The organism is Mesorhizobium sp. WSM4837, assembly GCF_055811435.1.
In genome coordinates, this window is the sequence record NZ_JBVVQE010000012.1 from 113,474 (window position 1) to 130,969 (window position 17,496).

A 17,496-nucleotide genomic window follows, 5' to 3' on the forward strand; every position below is an offset into this window, starting at 1 on the left:
TCTTTTCCGCCTCAGCTCCAGGTGCGATCCCAGGAATACTCGTTGTCCCAGTGATCCGTGGGCTGCCAGATGCCGGTGACACCCGGCTGCAGATGCTGCGAGATCACCTCGTCGACGACGTCGTCAATCCCCAGGCCCGGCTTGTCGGGAACGGTGATAAAGCCGTCCTTCACGAGCGGCTTGGCAACGCCGGTGACGATATCGTCCCACCAGTCGACATCGGCAGAGTGGTATTCGAGCGCCATGAAGTTTTCGGTCGCAGTCGCGACATGTGCCGCGGCCATTGCCGCGATTGGACTTTCCGCCATATGGATGGCCATAGCGACGCCGTGGTCCTGCGCCATGTCGCCGATCTTCTTGGTTTCGAGGATGCCCCCGCTGGTGAGCAGGTCTGGGTGGATAATGGAGAGGCCGCCGCTCTTGAGCAGAGGCTCGAAGCCCTCCTTGAGGTAGATGTCCTCGCCGGTGCAGATCGGCACCGTGGTGGCGTCCTGCAGTTGTCGGTAGTGCTCGGTGTACTGCCATGGGATCACATCCTCGAGCCAGGCCGGCACATATTTTTCAATCCGCCTGGCGAGGCGAATACCGTTCTGCAGTGAGATGTGGCCGACGTGGTCGATGGCGAGCGGAATATCCATGCCGATAACCTCGCGAACCTCGGCAATGTACTGCTCAAGCAAGTCGAGGCCCTTGTCGGAAAAGTGGAGGCCGGTAAACGGGTGGGGGACGTTATGCAGATCGTAGGCGGCGTTGCGGGCGCGCCGCTCTCCAAGGGACTTGACCTGGCCGCGGCCGGGCTGGACGCGGTACCCATCAAGTGAGCCGGCAGGAGACACGACCGCACCGGGGACATCGGCGATCTGCATCAATCCCAGATCCATCTTGAGGAAGGTGAAGCCGAGCGCCATGCGCTGCTTGAGGCGCTTGCCGGTCTCGGTGCCGCTCGGCACGGTGGCGTCGGTATCGCAATAGAGGCGCACCTTCTCGCGAAACCGGCCGCCGAGCATCTGGTAGATGGGCACGCCATAGGCCTTGCCGGCGAGATCCCACAACGCGATTTCGACCGCCGAGACGCCGCCGCCTTGCCGGCCGTGCCCGCCGAACTGCTTGACCCGGCGAAACAGGCGATCGATGTTGCAAGGATTCTCGCCAAGCAGCCGGCTCTTCAGCATCAGCGCATAGGTGGCGCTGGCGCCGTCGCGCACCTCGCCAAGCCCGACGACGCCCTGGTTGGTATAAATCTTCAGCAGGGTCGAGGTGAACGGCGCGCCGACGATTTCGGCAACCCGCATGTCGGTGATGCGGAGCTCGGATGGCTTGGAGTTCGCATTCACCCGATTGAGCGCCTCGTCGGCCGTCTTTGCCATGACTTGTCCTCGTTCTGGTGGATGGGGCATGTCGCCCGCACGCCGGGCCGGCATAGGGCGTTGCTAGCCCAGCTCGATCTCGTGGGCCTGCAGATAGTCACGGTCCATCTCGATACCGAGACCAGGCTTCGACGTCAGCTTGAGGCTGCCGTTCGAGACGTCGAGCGGTCTGTCGATGAGGTGATCGTATTTGCCCAGGTTCCACTCCGACGTTTCGAGCCTGTAGAAGTTAGGAACGGTTATCATCACCTGTGCTCCCGCAACCACGTTGATCGGTCCCGCGGCGTCATGTGGCGAGACCGGGATGTAGTAGGCTTCGCATAGGGCAGAAATCTTCTTGAGCTCGGTAATGCCGCCGGTCCAGGTGATATCAGGCATGATGTAGTCAGCGAGCCTGTTCTCGAGTACCGGCACGAAATCCCACTTCGTGTGGCCGCGCTCGCCCCACGAGATGGCAGCACTGACTTTTTCACGCACCTGCTTGAGGGCGTTCAGGCTCTCGGGCGGGCAAGGCTCCTCGAACCAGTCGATCTGGCCGGCTTCCTCAAGACTCCGACAGAGGCGAATGGCGGTGGGAACGTCGAAGCGGCCATGCGCGTCGATGAGAACGTCGACGTCAGGCCCCGCCGTTTCGCGGATCAGAGCCGTGAGTTCGGCGGCTTCGCGCTCGTCCTTGCGGGTCATGCTGCCATCGAGGTAGCCGTCCCGCTGTTCGCGGGGCAGGCCATCGGCGCTGTGGCCCTGGTGGGGGAAAGGATCGAACTTGAGCGCAGTGTGTCCGGACTCGACGATGTCCAGAATTTCGCGGACCACCGCCTCCTTGCTGGTGAATTTGGCCTGGTTGGGATGGGTGTATAGCGCGATTTCATCACGTACCGGTCCGCCCAGCAGCTCGTAAATCGGCCTGCCGAGGACTTTGCCCCGGATGTCCCAGAGGGCTATATCGATGGCGCTCACGCATTCGACGGCGGCGCCGCGGCTGCCCATATAGGTGAAGCTGCGAAAGATCTTGTGCCAGAGATGCTCGATACGCGCTGGATCCTCGCCTGTCACGGCGACGCCGATCTGCCGCAGGATCGTGCAGAGAGCGCGGTTGGCGAGCCTTGTCGTGGTGGTGATCTCTCCCCAGCCACTCACCCCCTCGTCGGTCGTCACTTCGACGAACAGGAACTCTCCCCAATAAGAAGCATCGGACTTGATCAGCCACGGCCGAATGCTCGTGATTTTCATCTCAATCCCTTTATCTGAAATGCTTAGGGCTAACGGTGTTCGAGACTGGACCTTTGTTCCTATCCGGCCCGAGCGGCGTTGCGCGCACGCATCTGTTCGAGGATATGCCGGCCGGAACCCTCGACATGGCGGGAAACGAGTTCGGCCGCCTTGTCGGCTTCTCCCGCTTTCACGTGCGCGATGAGTTCGCGGTGCTCGCGAATGATCGCGGCACGACGCGCCAGGGTGAAATTGAAACGCCGGCTCACGGCTCGCAGCACTTCGCGATGCTTCCACCAAAGTTCAGCGGCATGGCGGTTATAGTGCCGCTGGTACATCACGGTGTGGAAGGCGGTATCCAGTTCGCTGTGCCTGAATGTGTCGGCAAAATTGTTCTCTTCAATCAGCCCTTGGAGACGTTCGAGTTCGGCGATGTCCTCGCCGGTCGCCATATTCACAAACCATCGCGTCAGGGCCGGCTCGATCAGAACACCGATTTCATAGATATCCCGGACAAAATCCTGATCTATCGGTCGCACGCGCGCCCCGCGGTTGGGGAGAAAGGTGACAAAACCCTCCCCGCGCAACAGCTGCAGGGCCTCGCGCACGGGGTTGGTCGAGGTGCCGTGACGCCGGGCGAGATCGGTGACCACAAGCCGTTCGTTGGCGGCGAGCCGTCCCTCGATGATGTCCTCCCTGATCAGTTCATAAAGCGAGGCGCCCTCGCTGGAGGCCATGGGGTCAGTCTCCACCGGTGGCATGGCTTTAAAATCATCTATTTCGGCCAAAGCCCGGCTCCCCTGATCAATACATGCCCTGCCCGTTATCACACACGGTTTTCACAAACAATGTACGATCCAGCGCGTTGACAGGCAATCCGTGATCTGAAAACGTACAAAATGATCGAAGGGATACATAGAACAGAAGGCGTCCCGCGGTCGAACGAGCTAGACCGCTTTGCCTCGGCGCAGGGCGGCATGGAGAACCAGGGAGGATACCTATGACGAGGATTACGCTCGGCAGTGCGGTCCTGCGCGGCACTGTCGCCACTGCTTTGATAGCATCGCTGATGTCCACATCGGCGCTGGGAGCGCCAGTCGACCTCAGCAAGTGGTCGCCGGAATATGTGCGCTCCATTGCCGGCACACAGGATTTTGACACCGCGGCCGATTGCGCCAAGGTCACCCCGCTCGACTACAAGGGGCGACTGACTTTCTGGTATCAGGGCGTGTTCGAGGGCGACCCCGATCTTTTGCGCCAGTACTACAAGGATTTCTTCGAGACCTTCCGCAAGACCTATCCGAACATCCAGCTCGAGGAACAGGCCCTCACCTACAACGATCTTCTTGACAAGTTCCGCACGGCGCTCCTGGGCAATGCCGCGCCGATGGCGGTCCGCCTGCAAATCCTGGGTGGTACCGAGTTCGCCTCAAAGGGCCACCTGGAGCCGCTCAAACCCGAGGATGTCGGGTATTCCACCGAGGATTTTTGGCCCGGCGCCATGAAGGCCGTGACCTGGGAGGGGGTGACCTACGGCATTCCAACCAACAACGAGACGATGGCGTTCATCTGGAACGCCGACATCTTCAAGCGTGCGGGCCTCGATCCGGACAAGGCTCCGGCAACCTGGGACGACGTCGTCAAGTATTCCAAGCAGATCCACGACAAGCTCGGCATTGCCGGTTATGGCCTCGTGGCACGCAAGAATGCCGGCAATACGCCGTACCGCTTCATGCCGCAGCTGTGGGCCTATGGCGGCGGCGTCTTCGACGAAGCCACCGAGAACCCGACCTATGAGGAGGTCAGGCTCGATAGCCCGCAGAGCAAGGCCGCGCTGCAAGCCTCGTACGACATGTATGTTCGCGACAAGTCGGTTCCGGTTTCGGCACTCACCAACCAGCAGGCCGACAATCAGCCCCTGTTCCTCGCCGGCCAACTCGGCATGATGATCTCGCATCCGTCCGACTACGACGTCATGCTCGACCTGCAGAAGAAGGCGACGGGCGCCGACAAGGACAAGGCGCAGACCGTCATCGACAACATGCGCTACGGCCTGATTCCCACTGGCCCCGACGGCAAGCGCGCAGTCGTTTTCGGCGGCTCGAACATTCACATCCTGAAGCCTGAATATGTCGAGGGCGGCAAGGTCGACGAGCCGGCCGCAAAGGCTATCATCTGCATGTGGACGAGCCCTGAATGGTCGCTGAAGATGGCCTATGCCGGCTCGAACCCGGGCAATCTTAACGGCTTCAAGACCAAATGGATGAAGGAACGTCTGGACAACATCAAGTTCCTCGACGTGACGACCTCGATGCTGCCATACGGCATCCCGTTCCCGGCGCTGCCGCAGGCTCCCGAGATCATGAACATCATCGTGCCGGACATGCTGCAGAATGCCCTGACCGGAGCGATGACCGTCGACGAGGCAGCGGACGACGCGGCCAGGAAGGTAAGAGACCTGATGGGCGGACTCTAATCCAGGCCTGACCGGCTGCACCGATAGTGCAGCCGGTTCGTTAAGAACAAACAAGGGCGCGCCATAGTGACGATCGTGACCGGCAAGGCCGAGGCTCGCCGAAGAGTGCAATCCGGCAGGTCCGGCGTGCTACGCCTGATATGGGAGCATCGCGCCGACTACGCGTACGTGCTCCCTGCGATCGTCGTGATGCTGATCGTCATCGCCTATCCGATCTACTACACGATCGAGCTGTCGTTCTTCAAGACGCCGCCTGGCCTGCAGCTTCGCGACAAGACCTTCATCGGCTTAGACAACTACACGACTATCCTCACCAGCGAGGTGTTCTGGAGGGTCACCTGGAACACTCTGATCTGGACGCTGGGCTCCACTTTGATTGCCTTTGTCCTGGGGTTTGCCACCGCGCTGGCGCTCCACCGCGAGTTTGTCGGCCGCGGCGTGCTGCGCGCAGTCCTGATCATTCCCTGGGTCATCAGCGCGGTCGCCGCCTCCTATATCTGGAAGTGGATCTATCATTCGGACTTCGGAATCATCGGTGCGGTGCTGGTCGGCCTCGGATTGGCCGACCGACCGCCGAATTTCATCGACAGCGTCAGCACGGTGCTGCCATCCCTGATCGTCGTCAATATCTGGCGCGAGTTTCCGTTTGCCATGATCATGATGATGGCCGGCCTGCAGACCGTGCCCGAGCAGTTGCTGCGCGCCGCGCAGGTCGACGGCGCCAGCGCCTGGCAGCGCTTCTGGCACGTCACCTTCCCGCACTTGCGCAACGTCTCGACGGTGACAATCTTGCTGCTGGCGGTGGCCAACTTCAATTCCTTCATCATCCCCTGGATCATGACCGGCGGCGGGCCGTCCAACGCATCGCATATCTGGATCACTCACATTTATGAGCTCGCCTTCGGCCGGCAGCGCTGGGGCGTGGCATCTGCCTATTCGGTGCTGCTGTTCCTCACCCTGATGACGCTCGGCTACTTCTACGTCCGTGCGCTAAGCGGCAACGAGCGGCAAGAGGGGAGCGCATGAGCACGACTGCCGAGACAGCCCCGCGAGCCCTGAGCCGTCGCCGGGTGCGCGTCGACGGATGGCGGTGGACCGGGCGCATCTTCCTCGCGTTCATGCTGCTTTACACCGCGGTGCCGATGATCTGGATGCTGATCACCTCGATCAAATCCGGGTTCGCGGCTATGGAATTCCCGCCGCAATGGTGGCCGGACGAACCGACGCTCGCCAGCTACCAAAAACTGCTCGATCCCCAGAACAGCGTCGGCCAGGATTTTCTCCGCTTCTTCTGGAACAGCCTTTTCGTGTCGACCGTTACGACAATCCTCTCGGTGATCGTCGCCGTCCCTGCGGCCTACGCGTTTTCGCGCTTCAGTTTCCCCGGCCGGAATTTCCTGTTCTTTTCCGTGCTGCTGCGCAACATGTTCCCAGCGGTGATATTTCTCGTACCGCTGTTCATCCTGATGCGCCTGCTCGGCTTGATGAACACGCACGGCTCGCTGATTCTCACCTATCTCACCTTCGGCCTGCCGTTGGCGATCTGGTTGCTCAAGGGCTTTTACGACAACATTCCGGTGCAGCTCGAGCAGGCGGCGCGCATCGATGGGGCAACGCGGTTCCAGGCCTTCATCCTGATTGTGATGCCGCTCTCGGCGCCGGGGATCATCGCCACCGCGATCTATTCGTTCATCGGCGCGTGGAACGAGTACATCTACGCCTACACCTTCCTCACCAAGAACGACCAGTTGACGCTGCCGGTCGGCATCCAGCGCTTCTTCTCGGAAAACACGACAGACTTTCCGGGCCTGATGGCGGCCAGCTTCATGATGAGCGTGCCCGTCGTGGTGCTGTTCCTCGTCCTGCAACGATACTTCGTACGCGCCCTTACAGAAGGCGCGGTCAAGCACTAGGGAGTTGCCGATGGCCCACGTGGCCCTCAAAGATCTCGTAAAATCCTATGGCGGCTTCAAAGCCGTCAATGACGTGTCACTGACGGTCAATGACGGCGAGTTCGTTGCGCTCGTCGGCCCTTCAGGCTGCGGCAAGACAACCACGCTCAATCTCGTCGCGGGGCTGATCCCGATCACATCGGGCGACATCGTCATCGGCGATCGGGTGGTCAACGACCTCGACCCCAAGGACCGCGACATCGCCATGGTGTTCCAGAATTACGCGCTCTATCCGCAGAAATCGGTTTACAAGAACCTGGCGTTCCCGCTGCAGATGCGCAAACTGCCCAGGGACGAGATCGACAGGAAGGTCAAGGAAGCGGCGCGCGTGCTCGACATGACGCACCTGCTCGAGCGCAAGCCGCGCGAACTTTCGGGCGGGCAGCAGCAGCGGGTGGCTCTGGGCCGTGCGCTTGTCCGCGACCCCGCCGTGTTCCTTATGGACGAGCCGCTCTCCAACCTCGACGCCAAACTGCGCGTGCAAATGCGGTCTGAGATCAAGCGCTTCCATCAGGACCTCAAGGCGACGATCATCTATGTGACGCATGACCAGCTCGAAGCCGTCACCATGGCCGACAAGATGGCGGTGATGAACGGCGGCTACCTGCAGCAATATGATTCACCGGCGCAGGTCTTTGCCCATCCCGTCAACATGTTCGTCGCCAGCTTCATCGGCAGCCCGGCGATGAGCCTTATTCCGCTGCAGGCATCGACGGCAAACGGCAACGCTGTGTTGACCAGCGCGGAGGGCTGGAGCTTCGAGCTCTCGCCGCGCAACGCCCGGAAGGTCGCAAGGGCAACGACCAGGAAAGTCGTGCTCGGCGCACGTCACTCGACGATCAAGCTGCGCAACAGCGCGGTCCCCGGTGCCATTCCGGCCAAGGCTTACACGGTGGAGCCGACCGGGGACGTCACCTTCGTGCAGGCGTTCCTGTCCGGCGCCATCGTCAACGTCAGCGTGCCGCCGAACATTGCCGTCGCCCCCGATGAACAGATCTGGCTCGAGTTCGACCAGGAGCGGATGCATCTGTTCGACGGCGAAACCGAAATGGCCCTCAAGGCCAACTGAGACGGGCGCCAAACTGAGACCGGGCGCCAACCGTGACGGGGCGCCAACTAATACAGGGCGGATGCGTTTGAAACGTGGGCGTGGATGACTACGAAGCTTAAGATTACCGCGATCAAGCCCTATCCAGTGTGGGTAGGAACGCGCAACCAGATGCTCGTCAAGGTCGAGACCGACCAGGGCATCTTCGGCTGGGGCGAGAGCGGCTTGAGTGGTCGCGAGAAGGCGGTGGCCGGCGCGGTCGAGCACTATCGCGAGTTTCTCATCGGCCGCGACCCGATGCAGATCGGCCGGACCTGGCAGGAGCTTTATCGCAGCCAGTACTTCGAAGGCGGACGTGTTCTGCAGGCGGCGATTTCCGCCATCGACATCGCCCTTCACGACATCAAGGGCAAGGCGCTGGGAGTGCCGGTCTACGAGCTGCTAGGCGGCAAGCAGCGCCACCGCATCCCCACCTTCGCCTCGACCGGAGACGAGGCCGAAGGTGACGCTGCCATCGAACGAGCCCGCGAGCTGCGCGCACAGGGGTGGCAGGCGATCCGCTTCTTCCCCGCCGGGCAAAACAGCAGGGACATCTTCGAGCCGCGCGAGTCGATCGGCGCTACCGCCAGTATCCTCAACAGGGCGCGCGAGGCGCTGGGCGATGACGTCGTCCTCGGCATCGACTATCATCATCGGCTGTCGGTGGCCGAGGCGGCGAGCTTCTGCAACAAGCTCGGCCGCGGCGTGCTTGATTTCCTCGAGGAGCCGATACGGGACGAGACACCGGGTGCCTACGAATCGCTGCGTACGATGACCGACATCCCCTTTGCCATCGGCGAGGAGTTTTCCAGCAAGTGGCAGTTCCTGCCCTACATCGAGCGCGGCATTCATCAGTTCAACCGGCTCGATGTTTGCAATGTCGGCGGGCTTACCGAGGCGATGAAAGTCGCTGGCTGGAGCGAGGCGCACTATGTGGACCTGATGCCGCACAATCCCCTTGGTCCGGTGTGCACGGCCGCGACCGTGCATCTCGCTGCCGCGGTACCCAACTTCGCGTGGCTCGAGACCAGGGAACCCGAAACAAAGCTGGGCTTCGACAATTCCGACTTCTTCCCCGTGCAACCACGGCTTGACGGGACCGACTATCCGGTCGGCGATTTGCCGGGGCTCGGCGTCGAGGTCAACGAGGAGGCGATCCAGGCGGCGAGCTTTCGTTTTTGGGAAGCGCCTCACCTTAAGCGCCGCGACGGTTCTGTTACGAACTGGTAGTTGCCTTTCAACCGGAGTCCACCATGACACATGCTCCCGACATCACGCGGCCGCCAAAAGACCTAATCGACGCGCTGAGGGGGATCGGCGCCGCGACGGTTGCCGGCACGCTTGGCCACATGGGTTTTCGCAATCCGCACATGGTCGGACCGGTGGCGCAGAACCACGGCAAGTCGATCGTCGGGCCGGCGCTGACGCTGCAGTTCATGCCACAGCGGCCGGACCTGTTCACCGAGGGAGAATATGCCGATCCGGAGACGCAGCTGCATCGGCACGTGCTTTATCACGCACAGGCGGGCGATGTGGTCGTGGTCGACGCGCGCGGCGACATGAGCTCGGGCGTCTTCGGCGATATGATGTCGACGTATTTCAAAGGCAGGGGCGGCGCCGGCATCGTCATCGATGGATGCATGCGTGACCGGCCCAATGTTGAAAAGCTCGATCTGCCTCTATGGCTGCGCGGCTGGACGCCGAACTATCATGTGCAGACCAGCATTTATCCCAATGCCGTCAACGTTCCGATTGCCTGCGGCGGTGTCACGGTGATCCCCGGTGACATCATCGTCGCCGACGACGACGGGGTGGTGGTGCTTCCCGTCGCAATGGCCCCGGCGGTAATCGAAGAATCACAGAAGCATCACGATTGGGAGGAGTTCTCGCGAGTGAAGCTGATGGAGGGCGGGCCGTTGCAACGCTACTATCCGCTGCATGACGATGCCCGCGGGGAGTACGAGGAGTGGCGCAAGACAAACCGCTTGGAGAACCCCGGTTAGCGCATGGATTGGATTACCCCGTGGCGGGCGGCAGCTGGCAACCGTTCACAGATGGCGCGCGGTACTGGTTTATTCGGCAGCTTCGGCCCTCGCCGCCGGCGCAATTCGCGCGGCGCAGTATTTGAACTCCGGGATCTTGCCGTAGGGGTCCAGCATCGGATTGGTGAGCATGTTGGCCGGACTTTCGTTGAAGCAGAACGGCATGAACACCATACCGTCGGCGACCTCCCGGTCGGCGCGCAGGATGGCGTCTACCGTCCCGCGCCGGGTCTCGACCGCAATCATCTCTCCTTGGCGCAGGCCGTGCCGCTTGATCTCATAAGGGTTCATCGCAGCGATGCCTTGTGGTTCGATCGCGTCCAGCACGCCCGCCCGGCGGGTCATCGAGCCGGTGTGCCAATGCTCGAGTAGGCGGCCGGTGGTGAGCACCAGTGGAAACTCTTCATCGGGCACTTCGTCAGGCGGCAGCAAATCGGCCGGCACGATGCGGCCGCGTCCGTCCGCGGTCGGGAATCCGGACGAGAAGATGATCTCATTGCCGGGCTTTTCGGGACCGTCGGCCGGATAGATCACCGAACCTTCGCGCTCGATGCGGTCCCAGGAGATATGTTTCAAGGACGGCATCACGGCCGCCATTTCCGCATAAACATCCGAGACATGGCCGTAATTCCAGTCCAGACCGATGCGCCTCGCCAGTTCGACAATCAGTTCCCAATCCTGGCGCGCTTCGCCCGGCATGTCGAGCGCCGGCCGGCCGATTTGCACTTGCCGGTTGGTGTTGGTGTATGTGCCGAGCTTTTCGGCATGCGCCGAGGCCGGCAGCACCACATCGGCGTGCCAGGCGGTCTCGGTCAGGAAGATGTCCTGCACTACGAGATGGTCGAGCATGGCCAGTGCTTGCCGGGCATGGGTCTGGTCCGGATCGGACATGGCCGGGTTCTCGCCCAGTATGTACATGCCCTTGATTTCGCCGTCATGGATGGCGTCGATGATTTCGACGACCGTCAGGCCGCGTTTCGGGTCCAGCGTCTGACCCCAAAAGTTCTCGTATGCGCCGCGGATGTCGATGTTCTCGACCGATTTATAGTCGGGGAAATACATCGGGATGAGCCCGGCATCGGATGCGCCCTGCACGTTGTTCTGGCCGCGCAGTGGGTGCAGGCCTGTTCCCGGCCGGCCGACATGTCCGGTGATCAGCGCCAGAGCGATAAGGCAGCGCGCATTATCGGTTCCGTGTGTGTGCTGGGAAATCCCCATGCCCCAAAAGATGATCGACCGCTCGGCGGTCGCGTAGGTGCGGGCGACGTCGCGCAGCACGCTCGCCTCGATGCCGCAGACCTCGGCCATCGCCTCGGGCGAAAAATTCTTCACCTTGGCCTTCAGGGCCTCGAATCCGGAAGCGTTGGCCTGGATATATTGCTGGTCGTAGAGCTTTTCCTCGACGATGACGTGGATCAACGCGTTCAGCATGGCGACGTCGCTGCCAGCCTTGAATCGCAGCGAATGCGACGCATGGCGCATCAGGTCCTGGCCGCGCGGGTCCATGACGATCAGCTTGGCGCCGCGCTTGGCCGCCTGCTTGAAATAGGTCGCGGCGACCGGATGGTTGGTGGTCGGCCGTGCGCCGATGACGATGATGCATTCGGCCTTCAGCGCGTCGTTGAAGGGCGCCGAAACCGCACCCGAACCGACGCCTTCCATCAGCGCCGCCACCGAAGATGCGTGGCAAAGCCGCGTGCAATGGTCGACATTGTTGGTGCCAAAACCCTGGCGCACCAGTTTTTGGAACAGATAGGCCTCTTCGTTCGAGCCTTTCGCCGAGCCGAAACCGGCCAGCGCCTGCCCGCCATGATCCCTGAGGATCGTCTTCAGCCCGCCGGCGGCGCGCGCGAGCGCCTCTTCCCAGCTAGCCTCGCGAAAAACGGTCAGCGGATCGACGCCGCGCATATCGGCATCGCCCGACTTCGGCGCATCGTCGCGGCGGATCAGCGGCTTGGTCAGCCGTTCAGGCGACATCGCATAATCGAAGCCGAAACGACCCTTGACGCAGAGCCGGTTCTCGTTGGCATAGCCATTGCGGCCATCGACCTGGACTATTCTGTTGTCCTTGACCGCAACGCTGGTCTGGCAACCGACGCCACAGAACGGGCACAGCGTGTCGACGACCTTGTCGAATTCCTGGATGACCCGGGTCTTGCCTGCCTCATCCATCAGCGACTTTTCGTAGAGCGCGCCGGTCGGGCAGGCCTGCACGCATTCACCGCAGGTGACACAGGTCGACAGGCCCATCGGATCGTGCATGTCGAAGACGGGAAGCGAGTGATTGCCGCGCTCGGCCATGCCGATCACATCGTTGACCTGGACTTCGCGGCAGGCCCGGACACAGGCGCCGCAAGTGATGCAGGAATCGAGATTGACGGCAATGGCGGGATTCGTGATGTCGAATTCTGGCCGAACATCATCCGTGGCGAATTTCGAGCTGTAGCGACCGCCGGAAATGCCCATCGAACCAGCCCACTGCCAGAACATCGACTGCTGATCCGGACCGTCGGCCGCCGGCCGCATGTTGCTGGCGAGCAGCTCGAACACCATCTGGCGCGATTTCGTAGCCCGTTCGGTATTCGTCTTCACCACCATTCCGGCGGAAGGCTTGCGGATGCAGGAGGCGGCAAGCACCCGTTCGCCCTCGACATCAACCATGCAGGCGCGGCAATTGCCGTCTGGCCGATAGCCGGGCATGTCGACATGGCACAGATGCGGGATCCTGGTGCCTTCGCGCTTTGCAACGTCCCAGATCGTCTCGTCGTCAGCGGCTGTGACCGTTTTGCCGTCGAGGGTGAATATGACGCCATCTGCCATTTCAAAGATCATCCCTAAAATGCGTCAAAAGGTGATTGACCGGATTGGGCGCCGCCTGGCCGAGACCGCAGATGGAGGAATCGCGCATCACTGTTTCAAGGTCGCGCATCGCCGTCTCATTCGGCACGCCCTTCTCTTTCAAGAGCGTTACCAGCTTTTCGGTTCCTTCCCGGCACGGCGTGCATTTCCCGCAACTCTCATGTTTGAAGAAATTCATGAGATTGAGGGTCACATCCCTGATGTTGTCGGCTTGCGAAAGCACGACCACCGCATGTGAGCCGACAAAGGCGCCCTGTTTGGCGAGTTCGCCGCCGAAATCGAGTTCAATGTCGCCCATCGACGCCGGAAGGATGCCGCCCGAGGCTCCACCTGGCAGATAGGCCTTGAATTCATGCCCGTCTGCCATGCCGCCGCAATAATCCTCGATCAGTTCGCGCACGGTGACGCCGGCCGGGGCCAGCTTGACGCCCGGCTCCTTCACATGTCCGGAAACCGACCAGGAGCGAATTCCCTGATGGCCGGGCTTGCCCTGCGCGGCGAACCAATCGGGTCCCTTCTCGACGATGTCGCGAATCCACCACAGCGTCTCGACATTGTGGTTGAGTGTCGGGCGTCCGAAAAGTCCGACTTCGGCAATATAGGGAGGCCGGTGACGGGGCATGCCGCGCTTGCCCTCGATGCTTTCCAGCATCGCGCTTTCCTCGCCGCAAATATAGGCGCCGGCGCCGCGCCGCAGGTCGATGAAACCGGGCTTGACGATGCCGGCTGCCTCGAGCGCCGCGATCTCGGCGCGCAAAATGGCGAGCACGGCAGGGTATTCGTCGCGCATGTAGAAATAGATGCGCTCGGCCTCGACCGCGTGGGCGGCGATCAGCGCGCCTTCGAAGGTGCGGTGCGGATCCTTTTCAAGATAGATGCGGTCCTTGAAAGTGCCAGGTTCGCCTTCGTCGCCATTGATCGACATCAGCCGCGGCCCTGGATAGCCACGCACGAAGCTCCATTTCTTGCCGGCCGGAAAGCCGGCGCCGCCGAGACCGCGCAGACCGGCGTGCTCCATGGTGTCGATGATGGCGTCAATGCCGGTCTCGCCCGCCTTCACCTTCCGGAAAAGCTGATAGCCGCCAGCGGCCCGATAGGCATCAAGGCCAACATAATCGGGCACGACAACCTTCGTATCGCCCGAGCGAGCCAGATCGATGAGGATATGGCTGCTGGCTTGGTCGACCTCACGGTCGCCAATGCGCGCCGCGGGCGCTGTGGCGCAGCGGCCCATGCAGGGCGCACGCATGACGCGGACCGTCTTCGGGTCGGCCTTGGCGGCCAGTTCGCCAATCAGGTGCTCGGCGCCCGCCAGCATGCAGCTTATCGATTCGCACACCCGGATTGTCAGCGGCGCGGGCCTCGCCTCGCCTTCCCTGACGATATCGAAATGGTCGTAGAAGGTGGCGACCTCGTAAACCTCCACCTGGGACAGGCGCATGTCTTCGGCCAGCGCGCGCAGATGCGCGGCCGACAGACAACCGTAGCGGTCCTGGATCAGATGCAGGAATTCGATCAACAGATCCCGGCGCCGTTCGCGATGGCCAAGAAGTTCCCGGACCTCGGCCAGGGCAACATCATCCAGCGCCCGCCCTTTGGGTCCGCGATCGGGAGATCGCCGTTGCTGCATTGTCATCCTCTCTCCTCCCGGACCCTTCGTCTGAGGAAGGCGGCTCCCGCCACCAATGTGGTTGTGAGCTCCCTCAGCCCGGCGCACCTTGGATCAAGGACTTGGCACACAAATCGACTTGGCAGACAAGTTGAACCAAATGCCGGTTTGACAATTTTAGCATGGCCGGGGCGCCGCGACAGAACTGATCTGCGCCCTGATTTGTCGCACGGCCTATACCGGGGCAGCTTGCGCCTTCTCGATCAAGAAAACGATGTGGTCTCCCTGCCGTTGCATCGCCTCCAGGCGGTCGCCCATTTCGTTGATCAGATTGGGAATGTCTATGGCTGCCAGCGGATCGGTGCAACGGACCTCAAGGCGCTCGCCTGGGCTTATGCCGCTGAGCGCCTTGCGGGTTTTCAGCGCCGGCAAGGGACATTTCAATCCCGTCAGATCGAGCTGTCTCGTCGTCATGGTGGCGCACCATGGCGGACCGCTTACCGGTCGTCAACGGTCGCCGACCCAGGGTATACTGCAGTTGAGAGCGGCCAGGTCGTCGCACCGCATTTTGGCATACTGCATGCCCACCGGCTCGACGGCGTTCGTCAATACAGGTCCGAATAGGCAAGGAACTGAACGGTCTGGCCCGGCTCGACCTCGGCTATTTCCTCGCCGAGTTCGACAAGGCCGTGCGTTTGAACCAAAGAAGACAGCATGCCAGCGCCCTCGCGCGGGAATTTGACGGCTTCATATGTGCCATCCTGCGTCCCACGCAGGCTTACCCGCACATATTCGCGTCGCCCCGGCTTTTTGCGGTAGGAGAAGGCGGCCCGCACCGGCCGCGAAATTGGTGGCTGCTGCCGTGCGCCGGCCAGTGCAAAGATCGCGGCGCGCGCAATATGGGCGAATGTGACGAAGCTCGCCACCGGATTGCCGGGCAGCCCAATGAAGGCTGTTCCCCGGATCACCCCCATGGCGACTGGGCGGCCGGGTTTTATGGCCACCCGCCAGAAGACCAGGGTGCCCACACTCTCGACGGCGGCCTTGACGCAGTCGGCCTCCCCGGTCGAGACCCCGCCGGACGCCAGGATCAGGTCCTGTCCTGGCGCAGCCTTGCTCAGCACATCCGCGATCAGCCTGCTGTCGTCGATCAGAATGCCCAAATCGGTGGTCTCGCAGCCCAATCTTGCCAGCATGGCCATCAGCATGAAGCGGTTCGAATCGAAAAGCTGGGCCGGTCCCCGGACCTTTCCCGGCGCGACGATCTCGTTGCCGGTCGAGAAGATCGCGACGCGAACTTTGCGCCGCACATCGATCTGCGTCATGCCGAGCGCCGCGGCGAGCGCAACATCCTGCGGGCGCATGCGCTGGCCGGCCTGCAGGACCACCTTGCCTGCTGCGACGTCCTCGCCCGCCGGCCGCACGTTGGCTCCTCTTTTCAGGCCGGGCGGAAGAATGACCCTGCCGGTATCGTCGACACGGACATCTTCCTGCATGTAGACCGTGTCTGCCCCCTCCGGCAGCGGAGCGCCGGTGAAGATGCGTATGGCTTGTCCGGGCGCGGCGTGCCGATCCGGCGCCATCCCAGCCTGGATCCTGCCGCTCACCGGCAAGGCTTTTTCAACGGTTCCCGGCAGGTCGTCGCCGCGCAGTGCATAGCCGTCGACGGCTGAGTTGGTGAAAGGCGGCAGGGGCAGCGGCGCCACCAGATCACTCGCCAGGACGCGCCCATCGGCAATCGCCAGCTGGACGGTTTCGGTCTCGTCGACAACGGTCAGCCGTGAAGCAATCAGTGCGGCTGTATCATCGAGCGATCGCATCGGGCCGCCGAAAGCGAAGCAGTCATCTGAAAGTTGCGCCATCGAGCCTTCAGCCTCTATGGATCTGGCCGAGCCGGCAGCTCGGCGCCATCCGGCAAGCCCAGTCTGCGCCTGTGCGCGCTTTTGTGGACCGGCATCGGTTTGAACAGGCTATATAGTGCAGGTCAAGCCGGAGGTAACGCGTCCACTCCGGCGAGCGGGATTGCAATTTCAAGAGAGCGCCATGCAACAGATGAAAACCCGACCAGACCCCGCCATCATCATGCCGAGCCCGGATGACATCCGATTGACCGAACAGGTCAGCGGCATCGATCATACGGGCGCCGCTATTCAAATCCGCGTCCCCGTTGAACGCCCGCTGACGCTCTATCTGAATGCCCAGGAGATCGTCACGATGATGACGATCGGCGACTATCCCGAATATCTGGCGCTGGGCTACCTGCTCAATCAGAACATGCTCAAATCTGACGACGTCGTAACCGAGGTCGAATATGACGACGACGTGCAGGTCGTGGTCGTCCGTACCGAGCGCAACACAAATTACGAGCAGAAGCTTAGAAAACGGACGCAGACTTCAGGCTGCGCGCAGGGGACCGCTTTCGGCGATCTTCTCGAGGCGCTCGATATCACTCTGCCGCCAGCCGCGCTGCACACCTCCTGGCTTTACCAAATGACCCGCACGATCAACACGACGCCGTCGCTCTATCTTGAAGCGGGCGCGATTCATGGCTGCGTGCTTTGCAACGAAGGCACGCCGATCTGCTACATGGAGGACGTCGGGCGCCACAACGCCGTCGACAAGATCGCCGGCTGGATGTATCGCCACGGCATCGATGCCGCTGACAAGATCCTTTACACGACGGGCAGGCTGACGTCGGAAATGACGATCAAGACGGTTCGAATGGGCATTCCGATCCTCGTCTCGCGCTCGGGTTTCACCGCCTGGGGAGTAGATCTGGCGGGGGGGGGGGGGGGCGCCGGGGGGGGGGGGGGGGGGGGGGGGGCGGGGGGGGGGCGGGGGGGGGGGGGGGGGCGGGGGGGGGGGGGGGGGGGGGGGGGGGGGGGGGGGGCGGGG

At 62.1% G+C, this 17,496-nt stretch carries 14 protein-coding genes; 7 read left to right on the plus strand and 7 right to left on the minus strand.

What is annotated here, in order from left to right; genetic code table 11:
* Positions 1 to 11: 11 nt before the first annotated feature.
* From AC0L3D_RS09740 to AC0L3D_RS09750, 3 genes are all read right to left on the minus strand, one after another.
* Entirely contained in the window at positions 12 to 1,367 is a 1,356-nt protein-coding gene (locus tag AC0L3D_RS09740; protein WP_473534442.1) for a mandelate racemase/muconate lactonizing enzyme family protein, read from the minus strand.
* A gap of 63 nt (positions 1,368 to 1,430) precedes the next feature.
* Entirely contained in the window at positions 1,431 to 2,597 is a 1,167-nt protein-coding gene (locus tag AC0L3D_RS09745) for a mandelate racemase/muconate lactonizing enzyme family protein (RefSeq protein WP_473644026.1), read from the minus strand.
* 59 nt (positions 2,598 to 2,656) lie between these two features.
* Entirely contained in the window at positions 2,657 to 3,364 is a 708-nt protein-coding gene (locus AC0L3D_RS09750; RefSeq protein ID WP_027151244.1) for a GntR family transcriptional regulator, read from the minus strand.
* Positions 3,365 to 3,576: 212 nt separating this feature from the next.
* On the opposite strand from AC0L3D_RS09750, the gene AC0L3D_RS09755 reads away from it, so the two are divergent.
* The 6 genes from AC0L3D_RS09755 (at position 3,577) to AC0L3D_RS09780 (ending at position 10,094) form a co-directional block, all read left to right on the plus strand.
* Positions 3,577 to 5,052, plus strand: a complete 1,476-nt coding sequence (locus tag AC0L3D_RS09755; RefSeq protein WP_473534440.1) for an ABC transporter substrate-binding protein — start codon at positions 3,577 to 3,579, stop codon at positions 5,050 to 5,052.
* Between the two features lie 66 nt (positions 5,053 to 5,118).
* Positions 5,119 to 6,078 carry a carbohydrate ABC transporter permease gene (locus tag AC0L3D_RS09760; RefSeq protein WP_473534439.1) on the plus strand — a complete coding sequence of 320 codons (960 nt, stop codon included), beginning with the start codon at positions 5,119 to 5,121 and terminating at the stop codon, positions 6,076 to 6,078.
* Entirely contained in the window at positions 6,075 to 6,965 is an 891-nt protein-coding gene (locus AC0L3D_RS09765) for a carbohydrate ABC transporter permease (RefSeq protein ID WP_473477772.1), read from the plus strand. Before AC0L3D_RS09760 ends, AC0L3D_RS09765 begins: the two co-directional genes overlap by 4 nt.
* A 10-nt stretch (positions 6,966 to 6,975) precedes the next feature.
* Positions 6,976 to 8,073, plus strand: coding sequence for an ABC transporter ATP-binding protein (locus AC0L3D_RS09770; RefSeq protein ID WP_473534437.1), 1,098 nt, complete (start codon positions 6,976 to 6,978; stop codon positions 8,071 to 8,073).
* An 84-nt stretch (positions 8,074 to 8,157) separates the two neighbouring features.
* Positions 8,158 to 9,321 carry a mandelate racemase/muconate lactonizing enzyme family protein gene (locus tag AC0L3D_RS09775; protein ID WP_473477777.1) on the plus strand — a complete coding sequence of 388 codons (1,164 nt, stop codon included), beginning with the start codon at positions 8,158 to 8,160 and terminating at the stop codon, positions 9,319 to 9,321.
* Positions 9,322 to 9,344: 23 nt separating this feature from the next.
* Positions 9,345 to 10,094, plus strand: coding sequence for a ribonuclease activity regulator RraA (locus AC0L3D_RS09780; protein WP_023797622.1), 750 nt, complete (start codon positions 9,345 to 9,347; stop codon positions 10,092 to 10,094).
* Between the two features lie 69 nt (positions 10,095 to 10,163).
* Here AC0L3D_RS09780 and fdhF read toward each other — a convergent pair whose 3' ends face one another.
* The 4 genes from fdhF to AC0L3D_RS09800 form a co-directional block, all read right to left on the minus strand.
* Positions 10,164 to 12,953, minus strand: a complete 2,790-nt coding sequence (gene fdhF / locus AC0L3D_RS09785) for a formate dehydrogenase subunit alpha (protein ID WP_473644028.1) — start codon at positions 12,951 to 12,953, stop codon at positions 10,164 to 10,166.
* 1 nt (position 12,954) lies between these two features.
* The gene (locus AC0L3D_RS09790) at positions 12,955 to 14,628 is read right to left on the minus strand and encodes an NADH-ubiquinone oxidoreductase-F iron-sulfur binding region domain-containing protein (protein ID WP_473477784.1); all 1,674 of its coding nucleotides are present in this window, start codon (positions 14,626 to 14,628) and stop codon (positions 12,955 to 12,957) included.
* A gap of 207 nt (positions 14,629 to 14,835) precedes the next feature.
* Positions 14,836 to 15,075, minus strand: coding sequence for a sulfurtransferase TusA family protein (locus AC0L3D_RS09795; protein WP_031254334.1), 240 nt, complete (start codon positions 15,073 to 15,075; stop codon positions 14,836 to 14,838).
* A gap of 131 nt (positions 15,076 to 15,206) precedes the next feature.
* Complete coding sequence (locus AC0L3D_RS09800; RefSeq protein WP_023797618.1) at positions 15,207 to 16,463, minus strand: molybdopterin molybdotransferase MoeA; 1,257 nt, start codon at positions 16,461 to 16,463, stop codon at positions 15,207 to 15,209.
* Positions 16,464 to 16,644: 181 nt separating this feature from the next.
* Here AC0L3D_RS09800 and AC0L3D_RS09805 point away from each other — a divergent pair.
* Positions 16,645 to 17,496: formate dehydrogenase accessory sulfurtransferase FdhD (locus AC0L3D_RS09805; RefSeq protein ID WP_473644030.1), on the plus strand; the 852-nt coding region annotated here is incomplete at its 3' end.